Here is an 18,051-nt window from a genome sequence, read left to right as displayed (position 1 = left end):
CCACGAGTTAACGCAGGACGATGGTGTCGGAGGCGCGGGCCATCTTGCCGGTGACGTCCTCGACCTCGACCAACACGGTCTTCAACCCCGGGCCCTCGGAGAGTTTCCAGGGCAGCGGCTTTCCGAGGGGGAGCCACTGGCTCCAAGTGTCGCCGTCGTTGGAAAGCCGCGCGTGCTGCGACGTGGGACGACCGCGTACGTACACGCTCACTTCGCCGCGGCTCGTCTCCACCGCCTCGTTGTCGATCACCGCAACACAGTCGTCAAAGTCCGCAACCACCATCGTCCAGTAGTTTCGGAGCCCTTTGGGCCGCACGGCGTGGCCGACCCCGATGAGCTTTGCGTCGGGTGCGAGCATGTTCGCGCGGTGCTTCGGACTGCCCAACCAGGCCGTCACGAGCTGCTGCGACGTGCGGAATCCGGCGGCGTAGTTCTCGCCCAGCGGGATCTGAATCTCGAACGCCGCAGCGCGCTCGGCAAACCCCCTCCCCAAAGAGTCGATGTGGCGGGCCGTGTCGGCGTTCCCCATGTCCTCCGAAAGCCACTTGGCCGATTCGGTTTCGTGGGTCCCCACCTTGAGCGGACCCAGGCCCACCTTCGCCCGCTCGAGGTTGGTCAGCACCACCACCTCGGCCGAGGCGTCGTCGGCCCCACCCACAAGCTGGCACATCCCCACCAACGCGACTACCGCGGTCGTAAACATCCTTCCCCGTCCCCTCGACGATGCGACGCACCCACTGTACCATCGCCTCCTGTCGAATACCATGATGGGGGCATCGGTGCTGCGGCGGGTAACGTGGCTCCGATGCGCTTGAGAACCTTCCTGCGACCGATTCTCAAGCATGTGTTCGCGCCCATTCCCGCCGGGCCCAACCAAGGCCTGATCTGCAGCAAGGCATGCGGCGCTCCATACCGGAAAGGCACGTACGAAGCCGCCCGGTGGGAGCCGCTGGCGGGGCTGGTGGAGCCGGGTGACGTCTTCTGGGACGTGGGCGCGCACTACGGCTACGTCACGCTCCTCGCCCATCGGGCGGTCGGACCGGCGGGTCAGGTCTACGCGTTCGAACCGTCGCGCAAGAACCGGTCGTTCCTCAAGGGGCACGTGAGGGCGAACCGCGCGGCCAACGTCGAGGTTCTCCCCTGGGCGTTCTCGGACACCGTCGGGAAGTCGCGCTTCGGAGGTGGTACGGGTTCGGGCACCCGACAATTAGGCACCGGACGAACATACGTCCAAACCCACACGGTGGACGCGTTGGTCGCTTCCGGTCGATGCAAGCCTCCGACCTGGCTGAAGCTCGATGTCGAGGGCGCCGAGGTTGCGGTGCTGCGCGGAGCCGAGCGGGCTTTGCGGAGCCAACCGGCGGCGACCCTGGTCGCCACGCACTCGCCCACTCTGCACGCGGACTGTTTGAACCTGCTGGAAGGGTTCGGGCTCCGGTGTCATGTCCCCGAGCGTTCACAGATTGCGCTCGCGGGAGGCGTCTCTCGGATGGAAACGGAGATCTTGGCGATCAGCCCGACCCGCGCCGTGCCGGAGGCGTTGCTGACGGCGTTTCTGCAAGCGGGCCTTTGACGAAGGCGGGTCCGGGCTTCGGGCGTGCGGTGGGCGCACGCTCTTGCCAGGTATTCTCCATGCGTCCATGGCTGTCGGCAAGGAGAGCTTTTTCTGGCACAAGGTGCACTCGCTCACGGGAGTGATTCCGATCGGGTTCTACATGCTCCAGCACCTGACCCTCAACTCTTTCAGCATCGCGGGTCCGGCCAAGTTCAATTCGGTCATCGGCTTCTTCGAGAGCGTCCCCAAACACATCCTGCTGGCGCTTGAAATCGGCGTCCTGGGCATCCCGATCCTCTTTCACGCCGTCTACGGACTCTTCATCGTGGGGCGCGCGAAGCCGAACTTCCTCTCCACGAAGTACAAATGGCCGGAAAACCGGATGTACGGCCTCCAGCGCTGGTCCGGCGTCATCCTCTTTTTCCTGCTCATCCTCCACGTGGTCACCACCACGGTTAACGCGAAGATCAACGGCGAGGAGGTCATTCTCTGGCAGGCCTGGCACGACAAACTCACCGCCAACGGTTACATCGTGCTGGTCCTCTACGCGCTCGGCGTGGTCGCCGCGAGCTACCACCTCGCGTACGGGATTTGGAACTTCTGCATTCGCTGGGGCATCACGATCAGCGAACGCTCGCAACTTGCCGTGCAAAAGTTCTCGTTCGTCTTCTTCATCGTCGTGACCGCACTCGGCTGGGGCGCCCTCGCGGGATTTCTGGTCGATCGCGACGCGGGGGTCCGCTCGAATTCCGTGCACGTCTCCGCCGAAAACCCCATGCACGCCTCGCTAATCGAGATCCGCTAGCCCCCCCGATTCCCGATTCCCGTCTCCCGATTCCCGTCTCCCGATTCCCGTCTCCCGATTCCCGTCCCATCCCTTCTACCGGCATTTGCGCCCGCACGGTATGGAACAACCCCCACGGGAGTCATCCATGCGCCGAAGAAAAGCCTTCACCCTAGTCGAGATCATGATCGTCGTGCTGATCATCGGGATCCTGCTTGCGATCGCCGTGCCGCAGTGGGTCGGAACGCGCTCCCGGTCGCAGCAGAAGACGTGCATCTCGCAGCTTCGCGCCATCTCGGGCGCCAAAGAGCAGTTCGCAATGGAGTTCAACAAGGGCACCGGCGACCCCGTGGTCGCAGGCGACCTGGTCCCCACGTACATCAAGGGCACCTCTCTGCCGACGTGCCCGGCCGGCGGGACCTACACGATCCAGAACATCGGCACCGAACCCACGTGCTCGCTGAGCGGACAGGCCCCCAATCCGCACGTGCTGCCGTAGGGAAGGTCGCAGCCCCTCACCCCCTGCCCCCTCTCCCCCAGAGGGGCGAGGGGTTCACAAACCACCACCAACCACAAACCGCAAACCGCAAACCGCAAACCACAAACCGCGTAACTATTCCATCGTGACGCGGACGGCGGCGATCACCTCGTCCGCGCTCGGCAGCGCCGCGTACTCGTAGATCGGGTTGTAGCCGATGTGCACGTCTTCGCGTGCCACCAACTGCGGGGGTGAGAGGAACAGGTTCCACCGCTCCGGGACCCGCGTCATCTCGCCCAGGATCGCCTGCCCGAAACCGCACGTCTTGAGATCCTCGTGCACCACGACCAATCGACCCGTCTTCTCGAGCGAGGCGGCGATGGCCTCGTAGTCGCACGGCACGATCGTCCGCAGATCCAGAATCTCGATGTCGACCTCGTCGGCGAGCTTCTGGGCGACCTCTTCGGCAAGTTCGACGCAGTTGCCCCACGTCACGAGCGTCACGTCCGAACCCTCGCGCACGGTGCGCGCCTTGCCGAACGGAACGGCCTCCACGTGGTCCACCTCCACGTTCTTGCGGAAGATGTGCTTCGGAATCAAGATGAACGTGGGGTCGTCGCCGTGGATCGCGCTCCAGAATAGCCCCGCGGCATCCTCGGGCGTCGACGGGATCGCGATGCGTACACCGGGCACGTGGGCCAGCAACGCCTCGTTCGCCTGGCTGTGCCAGAGCGAGCCGCCGGGCAGGTACGCGCCGTACGGGCAGTAGATCACACACGGACACTTCCACTTTCCGAACGTCCGCCACCGCAGCGTGGAGAGGTTCGTCATGATCTGGTTCCACGCCGGGTTGATGAAGTCGATGAACTGGACCTCGAACACCGGGCGCATGCCGTAGGCGGCCATGCCGACCGCGGTCCCGACGATCGTGGCCTCGGCCAACGGCGAGTTGAAGACCTGGTTGGGGAACGCGTCGGAGAGCCCCTTGGTAAGACCGAACACGCCGCCCTTCGGGTCCTCGATGTCTTCGCCGAACATGACCACCTTCGGGTCGTTCTCAAGCGCCTTGTGAAGGGTCGAGTTAATCGCGGCGACCATGGTCTGGCGCCCCGTGGTGATCGGGGGCCTCTCCGCGGGCACTTCCTCGCCGAAGTTGTGGAGATACACCTCGTCCGCCCGCGGGTCCGTTGCCTTCTCCGCTTTGAGGTACTCGGCATCCACGAGCTGCACGACCTCGTCGCGCATCTCCTGCCACACGTCCTCGGTGAGATCGCCCGACGCCATCAACTCCTCGGCGAGCAGCTTGATTGGGTCCCGGGCCTCCATCTCGGCGATGTCCTCGGGCTCGCGGTAGATGCGGTGGTCGTCCGAGCTGCTGTGGCTTGACAACCGGTCCAACTCGCACCAGAGAATCGTGGGGCCGTCGCCCGCGCGCGCCTTGGCCGCAGCCGCCGCGCCGACCTCGAAGACCTTGTCCGGGTAGTGCGCGTCCACGCGGACCACGTTTCGCTCGTCGAACAGCCCGAATCGGAAGGCGAGAAACTTCTCGGTGGGCGTCGAGATGCCGTAGCGGTTGTCCTCCACCAGGAAGATCGCCGGCAGCTTCTCCTGCATCGCGAAGGCCACGGCCTCGTAGAACTCGCCTTGGCGGGAAGCCGCGTCGCCGATGCTGGTGACCACCAGGGAGTCCGTCCCGGAGAGCTTCATGCCCCACGCGGTCCCGACCGCCGGCAGCAGCGATCCACCAGTGGGCGAACTGACGCTGAAGACGTTGAGGTCCTTGTTGCTGTAGTGGCCCGGCATCTGGCGCCCGCCGGAGCCCGAGTCCCGTTTGCCGAAGTAGGCGAGCGCGAGCTCGGCGGTCGTGAGGCCGCGCGTGAGCATGAGGGCGCGGTCGCGGTAGTGCGGAAAGAGCACGTCGTCCGGCCGCAACACGAAGGAGAGCGCGCCGATCGCCTCGTGGCCCGTCCCGCCGATGTGGAACCAGCCCTTGCTCTGTCGGAGCAGGATCCCCTCGCGACGGTCGCCTTCACGGCTGAGGAGCATCAAACGCAGGAGATCGAGCTTGTTGTAGGACTTGTTGGCGGGAATCGCGGACATGATAAATGAGACCTCGTTGTCTGATTTCGGGGTGCTCCGCGCGCCAAGCGCACGGAACTTCCATTATACCGGCGAGGGCTTCCCCTACTTCAGGATCGTTCCGTCGACCGCGATCCCGTAGGCCCGCCCTTTGGGCTGGATGCCGATCTTGGACGGGTCCCCGTGCACGCCGCGCTTCATGTCGGACGTGAGAAACACCAGAGGGGTCTTCGAAGGGTCGGGCACGTCCTCGTGGTACTTGCCGGCGGCCGCGTCGTTCAGCGCGTAGCCGTACTCCTCGGGGCTCTTCGAACGCGCGGGGTCGCGCAGCTTCTTCGACGCCTCCTCTTCGCTCAAGTCGCTGGTGCGGATGCGGTTCGCGATCGCGTCCATCCAACCCTCGCCCTCGGGGAACTGGCCCTCGCTCTCCTCGTACAGGGTGAGGGCCGTGTGGATCGCCTTGAGGTTGTCGACGTTGGATCCCTCGTACTCGCGCATCTTCTGGGGCGCGATGGCCGTGCCGATGTAGTCCCTCAAGTCGAAAAGCGTCGGTCCCAGCCAGACGCCGAGCGCGACCACGACGACCAGACACCCGATTCCGACCTTCTTCCGCGTCGTCATACGGGCATTATGCAAGCCTCGGGCCAAGTACAATTGCCTTCATGCCCCCTCCCCGCAAGGTCGACCTCATCCAGGCGCCCACTCCGGTCCACCGATTGGACCGGATGTCCGAGAAGCTGGGCATCGAACTGTGGATCAAGCGGGACGACCTCACCGGGTTCGCCCTGGGCGGCAACAAGGGGCGCAAGCTCGAGTATCTCATCGCCGCCGCGCTGGACCAGGGTGCCGATGCCGTCACGTCCTGCGGGTCCGCGCAATCGAACTTCGTGCGCCAACTGGGCGGCGCGTGCTCGCGCTTCGGCCTGCGGTGCGGGGCCGCGGTCATGGACAAGCCCTACGACGGCGCCGCCGGCAAGCCGCCCGACATCCACCTGCCCCCCGACGGGGGCAACGCGCTCGTGGACCAGATCTTGGGCGTCGACGTTCGCCACCATCCCGACGGCACGTGGGAGGCCCTCTACGACCACGCCGAAGCCCTCGCCCTCGAGTACGAGGCGGAGGGGCACCGCGTCTACCGCATTCCCATCGGGGGCTCCTCCCCGCTCGGCGCGTACGGGTTCCTCAAGGCCGCCGAGGAGCTGAACTCGCAGGCCGGGCCCTTCGACGCCATCGTCGTGGCCAGCTCCAGCGGAAGCACCCACTCCGGGCTCACCTACGCGTACCACGGGCTGCCCACGCAGGTGATCGGGATCAGCGCCGACCCCGAACCCGAACTGCCCCAAGAGTTCGCCGAGCTTTGCACCGGGCTCGACGCGCTCCTAGGCGAGCAGCGCAACGTGCGCCCCGAGGACTTTGACCTACGCCTCGACTGGGTGGGTCCGGGTTACGCCGTGCCCAGCGCCGAAGGGAATGCTGCGATCCTCGAACTCGCCCGCAGCGAAGGGATCTTCCTCGACCCCGTCTACTCGGGCAAGGCGTTCGCCGGCGTCCTCGATCTGGCCAAGCGGGGAGAACTGCCCGGCCGCACGCTCTTCTGGCACACGGGCGGGTCTCCCTCGCTCTTCGCGGTGAGGAGCCTCGACGAGCTGTTCAGCGGCCTCGAACGACCATCGGCCCAACCGAGTAGTCCCGCGCGGTGACGAAACGGTACGCGCCGAACGCGAGATAACCGACCAGCAGGGCCACCGCCAACTGGTTGAACCGCTTGCCGGAAAGGTCCAAACGCGCGCGCCGGACAAACCCGTAGAGCGAAAGGAACGCGCTCACGGTGAACCCGAAATAGAGCAAGGAGCCGAGAGGGTTCGCGCGCCACGCCGCTCCGAGATCGCCGTGCACCGTGGCCGTCCAACTCGTCGTGAGCCCGCACCCCGGACACGGCCGCCCCATCACGAGCACCGAAGGGCAAGGGGGCAATCCCAACTGGGTGTGCGTGCCATGGCCGCTCGGGTCCGGATGAAGGAACAGCGCGGTCACCGTGATCGCAACCCAAAGGGCAAACCAGAGGAACTGCCCCAGCAGCAGCTTGCGCCGCACCCCGTGCTCAAAGGCAATCACGGAGCAGCGACCTCCGAGGGGATCACGACCTCCGGTTGGAGCAAGGGGCCAAACACCTTTGCGATGCCGAACACGTCGCCGTCGGGAGTCGCCACGGCGACCCGGGGCTCGGCCGGCGAAGGGCGGATGCCGACTTGGCGTCCCTCGCGCACGTGGGCGACTCGGTGCGAATCGAGTTCGATCACCGGCATCGGATCCAGCGCCTCCCGCAGGGGCAGGAGGTGCTCGGGGCCCGCATCGTCGAGCTTCACGGCTCCTTCCAGCTTAAACCGTCCGACGCCCGTTCGGTTGAGCGATGAGAGGAAAGCCCCACAGCCGACCGCTTCCCCAACGTCGTGGGCCAGCGTCCGAATGTACGTCCCGCCGGAGCAAACCACCCGAAGGTGCGCGACCTCCCCGACGACCTCCAGCAGGTCGATCGCTTCGATGTAGACCTCGCGGGTCGCGCGCTCCACCTCCTCGCCCTTCCTCGCGTAGACATAGAGGGGCTTCCCCGCCTTCTTGACCGCGCTGAACATCGGCGGCAACTGCCGGATCGCCCCGACGAAGTTCGGCAAGACCTCGACCAGGCGCTGCTCCAACTCCTCGGGCACCGGGGCTTCGGAGACGATCTCGCCCTCGGCGTCCTGGGTGTTGGTGGCGCGCCCAAAGGTGACGTGGGCGTCGTACTCCTTCGGTTCGAGCGGGAGGTACTGCAGGAACCGCGTGGCCGGACCCACCGCCACGACCAGCAGCCCCGTGCCCAGCGGGTCCAACGTTCCGGCGTGCCCCACGCGTCGCGTCCCGAAACGGCGCCGCACGGTGTTGACCACGTCGTGCGAGGTGATGCCCAGAGGCTTGTCGATCAGGAGGATTCCAAGCATGCGCGCAACCTCGGAACCAAGCCGGTCACCGCGTCCTCCGGATTGCCGTCGAACGCGCATCCGGCCGCGTTCTTGTGCCCGCCGCCGCCGAACTGGCGCGCGACCTCGGCGATGTCGAACTCGCCGCGCGAGCGCAGGCTCACCCGGATGCGACCCGGTTTGGGCTCCCGAATGAGGGCGGCGATTTGAACCGTGCGGATGGAAAGCAGTTCGTTCACGAACCCCTCGGTGTTCTCGTCCCGCGCCCCGGTGACCTCGAAGTCGTTGAAGTCCAGCACCGAGTAGGCGATCCGGTCGTCGGCCTCGAGCACCATCCGCTCGAGCATGAAGCCAAGCAGCCGCGCGCTTGAAAGGGGCTTGCGTTGGAAGATCTCCTCGCTCACGAGGTTGATGTCTCCGCCCAGCTCCAACAGGCGCGCCGCCAAGGTCAGCGCCTCGACCGTGGTGTTGCGGAATCGGAAGCTGCCGGTGTCCGTGACGATCCCCGTGAGCAGGCACGTCGCGATGTCCGGGGTGATCGCCGCCCCCATTTCCAAGAGCATCTCCGTCAGGATCGCCGCGGTCGCGGAGGCGTCGGTATCCACGATGCGAAGGTCTCCCGGCGCCTCGTGCGGGATGTGGTGGTCGACGACGATCAGCCGCGTGCAGGCCCCAAAGAAGGGTTCGACGTTGCCCAGCCGCTCCGTCGAATCGAGATCGAGCACGACGCAAAGATCGAACTTCTCGCGCTTGGGCTCTTGCCGCACGCGCCCCACGCCGGGAAGGAACTCGAGGTTGGCCGGCGGCAGGTGGTGGTTGAGCACCTCGTTGTAGATCCCCATCCCATCGAGCAGGTGCGAAAGGGCCAGCGCGCTGCCCAGCGCGTCGCCGTCGGGGTTCAGGTGGGTCCCGATCAACACGGACGACGCACCCATCAACTCCGCTTGAAACTGGGGTGCGAGCTTTTTGGCCACGCTCATCGCGGGGCACTCTCCTGGGGGAAAACGCTCAAATCGGCTCCCATTCTACTGGATTGGGCCCGTCGGCCCCTTCCCGGCACGCCCGTCGAGCGGGCGTGGCACCCGAATTGCCCACCCCGAGTACCACGCGTGCCACGCCTGCTCGACGGGCGTATCCGGGCTACAAGAGCCCCAGCCTCTCCGCCTGCGCACTGGTCAGGATTCCGTCCGGGTCAAATCGTTCCCTTGCCTTGTGCAGCCTCTCCAACCCATCCCCAATGGAGAGGCGGTAGTCCGCGCCGTCCAGCACGGTGTCCTTGGCCAAGTAGAACCGTCCGCCTGCTGCCAACGCGGACTTATGGAGCCCGTCTGCAAGAGCTTCGACGCGCGCCCGGTTGGCACGCGTGACCTTGAAGTCGAGCGCCAACGAGTAGCCGTCGACGCCGTGCGAGAGCGCGAACTCGTCCACCCGGTGGCGCTTCATCACGCCCAGGAAGGACTCCAGCCCCGCGCGCTGCTGCATCTGGATCTGCTCGTCGAACACGCGTCTCGCCTCGGCGGCGGGCACGAAGGTTTGGACCTGGATGAACCCGCCCGGCGCGTACGCGCGCTCCCAGCCCGGCACGTAATCGAGAAGGAACGAGAAAGCCACCAAACTCTGCCGGCCCTCCCGCCCGTGCTCGAAAATCCGCCCCGCCGCGTGCTTGGCCGCGTTGACCAGGCGCATGCACCCCCGCCGGTTCAGCAGCTTGAGGAACCGCCACGTCTCCGACTTGGGCACCACGCCGAGCACCTTCGAGGGCAGGGTCTGGTGCGCTTCGAGCAACGTCGCGGACGGGCCCTCCGCGTACCACGCCGCGTGGAACAGCCCCCGGCCCCGTGCGTGCCCCCTCGCAAAACAGTCGATCCAGCTCACCATGTAGTCCGCATCCTCGCGGTACCGGTCGAAGGCGTCGAACTGGTCCTTCCAGCCCGAGCACGAGACCCCGCGCACGCGCACGTCCCCGCTCGGCACCTTCTTGAGCTGTAGACGGACCCCCACGATCAGCCCGGCCAGGCCCGCGCCGGAGACCACGGAGTGAAACAGGGAGTCCGAAGGGCCGAGGCGCACCACCTCGCCCCCGTCGGTGGGCAGCACGTCGATCGAGCGCACGTGCTCGCCCAGGGTGCCCACCCGGTAGGCGTTCTTGCCGTGGATGTTCATCGCGAGCGCTCCCCCCAGGGTCGGGAACATCGTGCCCGACACCACGGGCGGCCACCACCCGTCGGGAAGGCAACGCCTCCACACGTCGCCCAGAGTCGCCCCCGCCTCCGCCTCCAGAATCCCGGTGCTTGGATCCCAACCCACCACCTGGTTCATCGCGCACAGGTCGAGGACGACCGCTTCGCGCGCGATCGCCGCATCGCCGTAGGAACGCCCCGAACCGCGCAGCACCACGCGCCGCCCGGCTTCACGCGCGAGAGCCAGGACCTCGCGCGCCTCGTCGACCGTGGTCGGTTGAAACACGTAGCCATCCGCCCGTTGCGCGCCGCCGAATCCCGCCAGACCGCGGATCGTCTCGAGCGGCAACAGCCGCCGCGTCACAGTTTCATTCTCCGAAAGATCGGCGATGGTATGGCCCGGATCACGGCGAAGATCAGGCGGTGCTTCCAAGAGAGGTAGCGCTCGCCCCCGGAGCCGCTCAGCGCGAGGATCTTCCTCGCGGCCTTCTCCGCGAGCATCGGGTTCTTGAGAGGGAGCCCCGCGGTCATCTCCGTCGCGACGGGTCCTGGCTTCACGGTGGTCACCGTCACGCCTTGCGTCGCAAGCCGGTTGCGCAGGGCTTCGAGATAGGTGGCCAAGGCCGCTTTCGACGCGTTGTAGGCGGGCTGGCCCGCTCGGCCCCGGTCGCCCGCCACGCTGCCGATGCCGACGATCGTGCCGTGCCCCGCGTGCCCGAAACGGACGGCCGCCTGGTCGAGCCACGCCATCGCGCCCAGCACGTTGACGGCGAAGATCTCCCGGTCCTTCTCGAACGAGAACTCGTCGGGACCGACCGACGGCATCACGCCTGCCGCGTAGACGACCAGGTCGAGCCCACCGAGCGAGGAGGTGATCTCTTGGAACAGCGCCGGTACCTCGTCGGCGGCTTCGACGTCGTGCACGAAGGTCTGGATGGACGGAAAGGAGGTGGAGAGCTCGTCCAGTCGCTCCTTGCGCCGGGCGACCGCCGCCACGAGGCCCCCTTCGGCCGCGAGTTGGCACGCGATTTCGCGCCCGATCCCCGACGACGCACCGACCACCAGAGATCGCTCGTATCGCATCAGTTCACGAACCCCATGCGGAATCCGCTGAAGGCCAGGAGGACGCTTCCCACAAACAGCACAACGCTGGCGATGAGGTGAACGTCCGTGAGCAGGAGCGTCTCCGGCTCGCCCCCCTCGTCCGCACCGAACGCAAGGAAGAGGTAACGGCAGATCCCGTAGAAGACGAACACCGAGGAGAGGATGAGGGCGGGGTGGCTTTTGGCGGTCTGGCTCTCCACGGCGTAGATGCCGTAGCAAATCGCCGCCACCGTGGCGCAAGCCGTGACCAGCACGTCCAGCGCCTGCTTCGAGTAGACGCCGAGGCTCTCGCGGCTCGCAGCGCGCACGTCGCCCTGCAGCACGAACTCGCTACGCCGCTTGCCAAAGCCGAGCAGCAGGGCGAGGGCGCCGGTGCAAAGCAGGAGCCAGGCGGAGATCTGGACTTGGATCGCGATCGCCCCCAACGCGGCCCGAAGGACAAAGCCGGTGCCGATCAGGAAGACGTCGGTCACGGGGATGCGCTTGGCGCCCAACACGTAGACCGCCTGCAAGCCCACATACACGAGCACGACGATGAACGGCTTGGCCCCGATCGCCCACGCCAAGGCCAGCGCGCCAATCAACTCCAACGCACCGATGAACCCCGCTTCGCCCCGGCCGATCCGCCCAGAGGCGACCGGACGATTGCGCTTGGTCGGGTGGGCCCGGTCCTGCTCCACATCGCTCAAATCGTTGAATGCGTAGACCGCGCCGCTTGCAAGACACATCGCAGCAAACGCGACGAGGCTCTTTGACAGCGCCCCTGGCTCCAATTGGTCGCTCACGAACAGGGGCGCGGCGAAGACGAGGAGGTTCTTCGTCCACTGCTTGGGCCGCGTGAAAAGCAACAGGTCGAGGAACGCCATGGGTCAAGAATTAAGGACGTCCGCGGGCTTCGAATCGCCGAAGTGCTTTTCGATCGCGGCGTCGACGGCCTTGCGGTACTCCCGCCGGAACACGGACACGTCGTACTGCTTCGCGTGTTCGCGCAGCGCCTGTTCGTCGAACTCGCGGCGGTCCAGCTCCTCGAGCGCGGCCACAAGGGCGTCCACCGACTGTTCGGGAAACCGCACGCCGAACTCGTCCCGAACCGTCTCGCTCGCACCTCCCTCGGCGAACGCGACGACCGGCAGGCCCGCGGCCATCGCCTCGACGGCCACGATCCCGAAATCCTCGTAGGCGGGAAAGACGAACGCCTTGCAGTGCGCCATCAACTCCATCAGCTCGGCGTCGCCGAGCCGGCCGTGGAAGGTGATGTTCGGGCAGTCCGCCGCTTGGGCGCGCAGCTCGGCTTCGAGGGGGCCGCTGCCCACGACATGGAGCGCCTGCCCGGTTCGGCGCACGGATTCGATCGCCAGATCCACCCGCTTGTAGCCGATGAGCCTGCCCCACGTGATGAGCCCCGCGTCCGTGGACTTGCGGGGAACCTTGAGCCACGCTTCGGTGTGCACCGGCGGGTAGATCACCTGGTCCACCTCGCGACCGTAGAACTTGCGCACGCGCGCAGCCGTGGTCTCGGAGTTTGTGAAGATCACGTCGGGGCGCTTCGACGCGACGAAGTCCAGCCGCTTGAGGCGCTTGGCGATCATGCGGTGCAGCCACGTCTTGCCCGCCCTCGGGTCGATCTCGGGCACCCAAAGCGAACGGGCGGGCGTGTGGTAGTAATTCACGTGCAGAGCGCCGGGGGCCCTGCGGACTCCGTGCGCAAACGAGTGGCTGTCGGAGAGCACGAGGTCGAACTCGGAGAGGTCCATTCCCGCGTACACGTTCGGCAGCACGGGAGCGTACAGCCAGTGCTTGGTGAGCGCGAACGGCAGCTTCTGGATCGCGCTGGGACGGAGCGGGTACGGACGGAGGAACGTGCACCGCTCGGCGTCGATCTGCGACGCGAACACGGTCCCGGGGAAGAGGGCGCACACCTCCGCGAAGACCGCCTCGGAGCCTGCGGGAACCGTCAGCCAGTCGTGGATGAGGGCGACGCGTCGCCCGTTTGGATTCGCCACGTGCTCCAGCCTACACCGCGCCGCGGCGAAGAATCACGGCCCAGAACGTTCGCCAAAGGATCAGGAGGTCGAAGGCCGGAGAGGCTTTGCGGTAGTACAGGCTCTCGTAGGCGACCCGCTCCTCGTACGTCGTGTCGCTGCGGCCGCTGCACTGCCAAAGGCCGGCGCAGCCGGGTTTCATCGACAGGTAGATCTCCTGGGCGTCGCCGAACTTGGCCAGTTCGGGCTCGACGATCGGTCGCGGTCCCACCAGGCTCATCTCGCCTCGCAGCACGTTGAAGAGCTGGGGCAGTTCGTCGAGCGTCGTGCTGCGCAGGAATTGGCCGACCGGCGAGATGCGGGGATCGTCTTTGATCTTGTAGTACTTCCGGTACTCCTCCATCAGCTCGGGCCGCGACTGCAGGATCTCGTCCGCGTTGCGGACCATCGATCGAAACTTGTACAGGTAGAAGAGTTTGCCGTTCAGCCCGATGCGCTGCTGGCGAAACGTGACCGGCGTTCCATCGGTGACGATGATGACGAGTGCGACGAGCGCGAAGAGCGGAAGGAGCAGGACGAGCAGAACGAGGCTCACGACGATATCGAAGATCCGTTTGGTGATGCGAAACAGCGGCCGGTGGTAGCGTGACACCGTCGGCGCAACGTGGCCACCCGGCGTCGCCGTCGACCTCCCCTTGTCATCGAAGCTGATCATCAAACTAAACGCTTGAGCCCACCATTGCCTGCAAACAACACGGTCCGTCTCCCCTGGACGCACGCCACGGGAAACGTGTCTCCGCACGTCTCGTGCTTCTAGTATAGCGACTGCTTCGGCCAGACCCCTGCTTCTACCTGGAAAAGCCGGTACGGACGCCGGGGCCGCTGCCGACGTGCTATCCTCGCACGGACCATGTGTGGGATCGCCGGATACCTTGGGCCGCGCAGCGCGGTGAACGTCGTTTTCGACCAGTTGAAGCGGCTGGAATACCGCGGATACGACAGCGCGGGCATCGCCTACGTTCAAGGCGACGACATCAAGATCCTCAAGCGCGCCGGCAAGCTGACCGAGCTGGGCAAGCTTGTGGGAGACACCCCCGAAGACGTCCGCATGGCGATCGCCCACTCGCGATGGGCCACCCACGGCGGACCGACGGACGAAAACGCCCACCCGCACTACGACCGTTACGAGCAGATCTCGATCATCCACAACGGGATCATCGAGAACTACATGGAGTTGCGGGAGGAGTTGGCCGCCAAGGGCCACATCTTCCGCTCGCAGACCGATACAGAGGTCGCGGCGCACGTGCTCGGCGAGGAGTACGGCAAGGGCGTGCCTCTGGAGGAGGCTGTTCGGCTCGGGGTGAAGAGGCTGCGGGGTGCGTACGCCCTCGTGGTCGTGTCGAAGCGCGAGCCCGACAAGATCGTCGCCGCTCGCAACGCCAGTCCTCTCGTCGTCGGGTTGGGCGAGGGAGAGAACCTCTTGGCCAGCGACATCACCGCGCTGCTCCCCTACACGCGCGAGGTCGTGATCGTCGAGGAGGACCAGATCGCGGTGCTCACCGCCACCGACGTCGCGATCCTCGACGGGGACGCGAGAGAGATCCCGCTCAAGCCGATGCACATCGACTGGGACACCGCCGCTGCGGAGCGGGGCGGTTACGAGCACTTCATGCTCAAGGAGATCCACGAGCAACCGGAAGTGCTTCGACAGTGCCTGGCGGGTCGCATCGACGAGAAGAACCGCATCCGATTCGAACAGATCTTCTCCGAGCACGTGTGGAACGAGATCGACCGTGTGAACATCATCGCGTGCGGCACGGCCTACCACGCGGGCCTGATGGGCAAGCACCTCTTCGAGAAGCTGCTTCGGCTCCCCACGGACGTCTACTACTCGAGCGAGTTCCGCTATGGCGATCCGGTCCTGTCGCCGAAGTCGTTGGCGATCTTCATCAGCCAATCGGGGGAAACCGCAGACTCCCTCGCCGCCCTCAGGCTCTGCAAGGAACGGCGCATCCGCACCCTGGGCATCGTGAACGTCATCGGATCGTCGATCGCGCGCGAGTGCGACCGGACGATCTTCACGCAAGCGGGACCCGAGATTTCGGTGGCGAGCACGAAGGCCTACACGGCACAGGTGCTCGTGCTCACGCTCCTCGCCCTCTACATCGGGCAGGTCCAGGAGATGCCCGGATTGCGCGTCGGCGACGCGGTCGAAGCGTTGCGCACGTTGAGCGACAAGGCTGCGATGCTTCTCGAGCGCGAAGCGGACGTCGTCGCCTTGGCCAAAGAGATCCAAGACACGCCGTTGTGCTTCTTCCTCGGGCGGGGAGCCGACGCCTACGTGGCGCTCGAAGGCGCGCTCAAGCTCAAGGAGATCGCTTACATCCCCACGCAGGAATCGCCTGCGGGCGAGATGAAGCACGGCCCCCTCGCACTGGTGCAGAAGGGCGTGGTCGCCATCTTCGGTGCCACCGACCCCACGATTCGCGACAAGGTGCTGAGCAACATGCAGGAAGTCCAGGCGCGCGGCGGCACGATCGTGGCGATCACGACCGACGACGACACGGTCGTCGAGAAGGTCGCCGACCACATCCTGCGCGTTCCCGAGACGCCCTTCGAATTCCTCAACGCGCTGCTGTCGATCATTCCGATCCAGTTCCTGGCCTATCACGTGGCCCGGTTCAAGGGCTGCGAAATCGACCAACCCCGGAATCTGGCAAAGAGCGTCACGGTCGAATAGGGGTTTGTGGTTTGTGGTTTGTGGTTTGTGGTCGGTGACGACAGACAACAAACGATAGACGACAAACTACCCAGCAACGCCCTCAGGTTCCCGCCAAGCGCTTCTGTCTGGCCTGGTGCTTGCAGTGCTTAGGTTGCTCGACGATCCATGCTCTCCCGTCCTCCAGAGACATGGATCTGAGCTCCAGCAACCATGAGCCAGAACGCACTCCTCGATCCAACCCTCGCCTTCCGGCCGGTGAGCCGCGTCGAACCTCGCCACGTGCCCTACGCGACCGCCAAGCGCGTGATGGACCTCCTCGGATCCGGTACGTTGTTGCTGCTGCTGGGACCGTTGTTTCTGTTGATCGCCGCGGCGGTTCGACTCACAAGCCGCGGACCGGTCTTCTACCGAAGCACCCGGGTCGGGCTGGGCGGCCGCGAGTTCCCCTTCGTCAAGTTCCGCTCGATGTACGTGGACGCCGACCGCACCCTGATCTACCTCGATGCGCTCAACGAGAAGGACGGGCCGATCTTCAAGATCAAGTCGGACCCTCGCATCACCCCCCTTGGGCGGTTCCTTCGCAAGTACAGCCTCGATGAGCTGCCGCAGATCCTGAGCGTCTTCGTGGGGGACATGAGCCTCGTCGGACCCCGCCCGCCGCTCCCCCGAGAAGTCGAGCAGTACGACGGGTTCGCCATGCAGCGCCTGTCGGTCAAGCCCGGGCTCACCTGCTACTGGCAGGTCATGGGCCGGAGCGATCTGGACTTCCAGCAGTGGATCGAGTTGGATCACCGCTACCTGCGCGAGATGAGCCTGCTGACCGATGTGAAGCTGCTGCTCCGCACCCCCACGGCCGTCCTTCGGGGCCGAGGAGCGTACTAAGATGGCCAGCGCACCGTTTTCCCTTTCCACCCACCGCTCCGAGTCCATCGACCTTCTGGGCGTCTCGATCTGGAACCCCACGTACGAATCCTTCAAACTGTGGTGGAATCAGGCGATGGCCGGGTCGCGGCGGACCCGCCTGCTGGGGATCGCCAACGCGCACTCCCTGAATCTGGCGCATGAGCGCCCGGGGCTCCACGCCTGCCTGTGCGCGATGGACGCCGTGTTGAACGACGGGATCGGCGCCGCGATCGCCGCCCGCCTTCGGGGGCGGGAGTTCCACTACAATTTCAACGGCACCGACCTCTTTCCGCGGTTGTTCGCCGAATCGCAACAGGAACTTCGCGTCTACCTATATGGCGCGTCGCCGGCCTCGAACGCCGGCGCGGCGCTGGAAATCGAGCGTCGCTATCCCAACGTCCGGGTGGTGGGACGCATGCACGGGTTCGCCGATCCCGAGTTGGCCGCGCGCTCGATCGCGCGTTCCGGGGCCGACCTGCTGCTCGTCGCGCTGGGACAGCCGAAACAGGAGTTCTTCCTGATCGAGCACCGCGAGGCGTTGAACGTCAAGGTCGCGTGCGGCGTCGGCGCGCTGTTCGACTTCCTGTCCGGCTCGACCCCCCGGGCACCCCGCTGGGTGCGCTCGGTCCGCATGGAGTGGGCCTACCGCCTCCTTCGCGAGCCCGTGCGGCTGTTCCACCGGTACGTGGTGGGCAACCCCAAGTTCCTCTGGCGCGCAGCCGTGTTCGCCCGCATGGAGTCAACCCGGACCCCCCAAGCGTCGTGGGTCTAGCCCGCCGCCTTCGTCACTGATTTGACTTCACCGTGGGAGTGCGCGACCTTGGTCGCCGCCCTTCCCCCGCCGAACTTGTTCGGCACAAGACTCGCGGCGAGTCGCTCGCGTTCAGGGCGACGCGCAAGCGCGCGCACTCCCACGGGTATCCAGCCCTAGGCCGCTCGGCGCCTTTCCGTCTTCGGCTCCTCCTTGGTCGGCGCCGACGGGCGTTTGCCCGCGAGCAGCGACACCAGGGAGAACGCGCCGACCCACAGCAGGTGGGGCCGCGCCGCCACGAGACCGAACAGCTGCCAAAGACGGTGCGGCCACGGGCCGGTGGTCAGGACGTTGAAGAGCACCCGGCGGCCGTGCTGGAACCGCCCGAACTGGGCCCACCACGCGTACGCGAGTCGGTTCGGCGCGAGCTGGGCGTTCTTCGCGAGCACCTGGGCCGCCGCGTCGAGCATGACGCGGTGGTTCCTGGACATCGAACCGGGACTCTGCCGGTACAAAGCCGCCACCGACGGGTCGTACGCGAGCTTCCATCGCGCGG

19 protein-coding genes are annotated in these 18,051 nt (G+C 66.1%); 7 read left to right on the top strand and 12 right to left on the bottom strand.

Annotated elements, in window-relative coordinates:
* Nucleotides 1-7 precede the first annotated feature (7 nt).
* Nucleotides 8-703 (bottom strand): CAP domain-containing protein, encoded by a 696-nt coding sequence (locus tag M9921_10815; GenBank protein MCO5297338.1) that lies wholly within the window; start codon nt 701-703, stop codon nt 8-10.
* A 102-nt stretch (nt 704-805) separates the two neighbouring features.
* Between M9921_10815 and M9921_10810 the strand changes: the two genes are divergently transcribed.
* The 3 genes from M9921_10810 (at nt 806) to M9921_10800 (ending at nt 2,838) form a co-directional block, all read left to right on the top strand.
* Nucleotides 806-1,573, top strand: coding sequence for an FkbM family methyltransferase (locus tag M9921_10810; GenBank protein MCO5297337.1), 768 nt, complete (start codon nt 806-808; stop codon nt 1,571-1,573).
* 67 nt (nt 1,574-1,640) lie between these two features.
* On the top strand, nt 1,641-2,360 hold the full coding sequence (locus M9921_10805) for a hypothetical protein (GenBank protein MCO5297336.1): 720 nt from the start codon (nt 1,641-1,643) through the stop codon (nt 2,358-2,360).
* A gap of 127 nt (nt 2,361-2,487) precedes the next feature.
* A complete protein-coding gene (locus M9921_10800) occupies nt 2,488-2,838 on the top strand; it encodes a prepilin-type N-terminal cleavage/methylation domain-containing protein (GenBank protein MCO5297335.1) in 351 nt (116 codons plus the stop codon).
* Between the two features lie 114 nt (nt 2,839-2,952).
* On the opposite strand, the gene M9921_10795 is transcribed toward M9921_10800, so the two are convergent.
* Together M9921_10795 and M9921_10790 are read right to left on the bottom strand one after the other, a co-directional pair.
* Nucleotides 2,953-4,917: a thiamine pyrophosphate-dependent enzyme gene (locus M9921_10795; GenBank protein ID MCO5297334.1), complete on the bottom strand. Its 1,965-nt coding sequence runs from the start codon at nt 4,915-4,917 to the stop codon at nt 2,953-2,955.
* 84 nt (nt 4,918-5,001) lie between these two features.
* Nucleotides 5,002-5,517, bottom strand: a complete 516-nt coding sequence (locus M9921_10790) for a hypothetical protein (GenBank protein ID MCO5297333.1) — start codon at nt 5,515-5,517, stop codon at nt 5,002-5,004.
* Between the two features lie 41 nt (nt 5,518-5,558).
* Between M9921_10790 and M9921_10785 the strand changes: the two genes are divergently transcribed.
* Nucleotides 5,559-6,596, top strand: a complete 1,038-nt coding sequence (locus M9921_10785) for a D-cysteine desulfhydrase family protein (GenBank protein ID MCO5297332.1) — start codon at nt 5,559-5,561, stop codon at nt 6,594-6,596.
* Here the strand turns inward: M9921_10785 and M9921_10780 are convergent.
* The 8 genes from M9921_10780 to M9921_10745 all read right to left on the bottom strand — a co-directional run bounded on the left by M9921_10780 (nt 6,547) and on the right by M9921_10745 (nt 13,834).
* Nucleotides 6,547-7,011, bottom strand: coding sequence for a DUF2752 domain-containing protein (locus M9921_10780; protein ID MCO5297331.1), 465 nt, complete (start codon nt 7,009-7,011; stop codon nt 6,547-6,549). The two genes, M9921_10785 and M9921_10780, sit on opposite strands and share 50 nt — an antisense overlap.
* Nucleotides 7,008-7,874: a tRNA pseudouridine(55) synthase TruB gene (truB, locus tag M9921_10775; protein ID MCO5297330.1), complete on the bottom strand. Its 867-nt coding sequence runs from the start codon at nt 7,872-7,874 to the stop codon at nt 7,008-7,010. Before truB ends, M9921_10780 begins: the two co-directional genes overlap by 4 nt.
* A complete protein-coding gene (locus tag M9921_10770) occupies nt 7,856-8,833 on the bottom strand; it encodes a bifunctional oligoribonuclease/PAP phosphatase NrnA (GenBank protein MCO5297329.1) in 978 nt (325 codons plus the stop codon). The genes truB and M9921_10770 overlap by 19 nt, the downstream gene beginning before the upstream one ends.
* 160 nt (nt 8,834-8,993) lie before the next feature.
* Complete coding sequence (locus M9921_10765; protein ID MCO5297328.1) at nt 8,994-10,397, bottom strand: FAD-binding oxidoreductase; 1,404 nt, start codon at nt 10,395-10,397, stop codon at nt 8,994-8,996.
* Nucleotides 10,394-11,116: an SDR family NAD(P)-dependent oxidoreductase gene (locus tag M9921_10760; protein MCO5297327.1), complete on the bottom strand. Its 723-nt coding sequence runs from the start codon at nt 11,114-11,116 to the stop codon at nt 10,394-10,396. The genes M9921_10765 and M9921_10760 overlap by 4 nt, the downstream gene beginning before the upstream one ends.
* Nucleotides 11,116-12,003, bottom strand: coding sequence for a decaprenyl-phosphate phosphoribosyltransferase (locus tag M9921_10755; protein MCO5297326.1), 888 nt, complete (start codon nt 12,001-12,003; stop codon nt 11,116-11,118). The genes M9921_10760 and M9921_10755 overlap by 1 nt, the downstream gene beginning before the upstream one ends.
* A 3-nt stretch (nt 12,004-12,006) precedes the next feature.
* On the bottom strand, nt 12,007-13,140 hold the full coding sequence (locus tag M9921_10750) for a glycosyltransferase (GenBank protein MCO5297325.1): 1,134 nt from the start codon (nt 13,138-13,140) through the stop codon (nt 12,007-12,009).
* A 10-nt stretch (nt 13,141-13,150) separates the two neighbouring features.
* Nucleotides 13,151-13,834 (bottom strand): sugar transferase, encoded by a 684-nt coding sequence (locus M9921_10745; protein ID MCO5297324.1) that lies wholly within the window; start codon nt 13,832-13,834, stop codon nt 13,151-13,153.
* A gap of 195 nt (nt 13,835-14,029) precedes the next feature.
* Here M9921_10745 and glmS point away from each other — a divergent pair, with 195 nt between their 5' ends.
* From glmS to M9921_10730, 3 genes are all read left to right on the top strand, one after another.
* Nucleotides 14,030-15,859 (top strand): glutamine--fructose-6-phosphate transaminase (isomerizing), encoded by a 1,830-nt coding sequence (glmS, locus tag M9921_10740; protein ID MCO5297323.1) that lies wholly within the window; start codon nt 14,030-14,032, stop codon nt 15,857-15,859.
* A gap of 192 nt (nt 15,860-16,051) precedes the next feature.
* Nucleotides 16,052-16,723, top strand: coding sequence for a sugar transferase (locus tag M9921_10735; GenBank protein MCO5297322.1), 672 nt, complete (start codon nt 16,052-16,054; stop codon nt 16,721-16,723).
* A gap of 1 nt (nt 16,724) precedes the next feature.
* Entirely contained in the window at nt 16,725-17,516 is a 792-nt protein-coding gene (locus M9921_10730) for a WecB/TagA/CpsF family glycosyltransferase (protein MCO5297321.1), read from the top strand.
* A 155-nt stretch (nt 17,517-17,671) separates the two neighbouring features.
* On the opposite strand, the gene M9921_10725 is transcribed toward M9921_10730, so the two are convergent.
* Nucleotides 17,672-18,051, bottom strand: a 380-nt coding sequence (locus tag M9921_10725) for a hypothetical protein (GenBank protein ID MCO5297320.1), incomplete at its 5' end; no start/stop codon positions are given.

Source organism: Fimbriimonadaceae bacterium, from assembly GCA_023957775.1.
GTDB lineage: Bacteria > Armatimonadota > Fimbriimonadia > Fimbriimonadales > Fimbriimonadaceae > JAMLGR01.
This window is presented reverse-complemented; position numbering and strand designations above follow the sequence as displayed.

Excerpts from the sequence above, each read along its gene's own strand:
- M9921_10785 (MCO5297332.1), top strand. The coding sequence starts at position 5,559 with ATGCCCCCTCCCCGCAAGGTCGACCTCATCCAGGCGCCCACTCCGGTC.
- M9921_10790 (MCO5297333.1), bottom strand. The coding sequence starts at position 5,517 with ATGACGACGCGGAAGAAGGTCGGAATCGGGTGTCTGGTCGTCGTGGTC.
- M9921_10795 (MCO5297334.1), bottom strand. The coding sequence starts at position 4,917 with ATGTCCGCGATTCCCGCCAACAAGTCCTACAACAAGCTCGATCTCCTG.
- M9921_10805 (MCO5297336.1), top strand. The coding sequence starts at position 1,641 with ATGGCTGTCGGCAAGGAGAGCTTTTTCTGGCACAAGGTGCACTCGCTC.
- glmS (MCO5297323.1), top strand. The coding sequence starts at position 14,030 with ATGTGTGGGATCGCCGGATACCTTGGGCCGCGCAGCGCGGTGAACGTC.
- M9921_10760 (MCO5297327.1), bottom strand. The coding sequence starts at position 11,116 with ATGCGATACGAGCGATCTCTGGTGGTCGGTGCGTCGTCGGGGATCGGG.
- M9921_10770 (MCO5297329.1), bottom strand. The coding sequence starts at position 8,833 with ATGAGCGTGGCCAAAAAGCTCGCACCCCAGTTTCAAGCGGAGTTGATG.
- M9921_10735 (MCO5297322.1), top strand. The coding sequence starts at position 16,052 with ATGAGCCAGAACGCACTCCTCGATCCAACCCTCGCCTTCCGGCCGGTG.
- M9921_10800 (MCO5297335.1), top strand. The coding sequence starts at position 2,488 with ATGCGCCGAAGAAAAGCCTTCACCCTAGTCGAGATCATGATCGTCGTG.
- M9921_10755 (MCO5297326.1), bottom strand. The coding sequence starts at position 12,003 with ATGGCGTTCCTCGACCTGTTGCTTTTCACGCGGCCCAAGCAGTGGACG.
- M9921_10730 (MCO5297321.1), top strand. The coding sequence starts at position 16,725 with ATGGCCAGCGCACCGTTTTCCCTTTCCACCCACCGCTCCGAGTCCATC.
- M9921_10745 (MCO5297324.1), bottom strand. The coding sequence starts at position 13,834 with ATGATCAGCTTCGATGACAAGGGGAGGTCGACGGCGACGCCGGGTGGC.
- M9921_10810 (MCO5297337.1), top strand. The coding sequence starts at position 806 with ATGCGCTTGAGAACCTTCCTGCGACCGATTCTCAAGCATGTGTTCGCG.
- M9921_10815 (MCO5297338.1), bottom strand. The coding sequence starts at position 703 with ATGTTTACGACCGCGGTAGTCGCGTTGGTGGGGATGTGCCAGCTTGTG.
- truB (MCO5297330.1), bottom strand. The coding sequence starts at position 7,874 with ATGCTTGGAATCCTCCTGATCGACAAGCCTCTGGGCATCACCTCGCAC.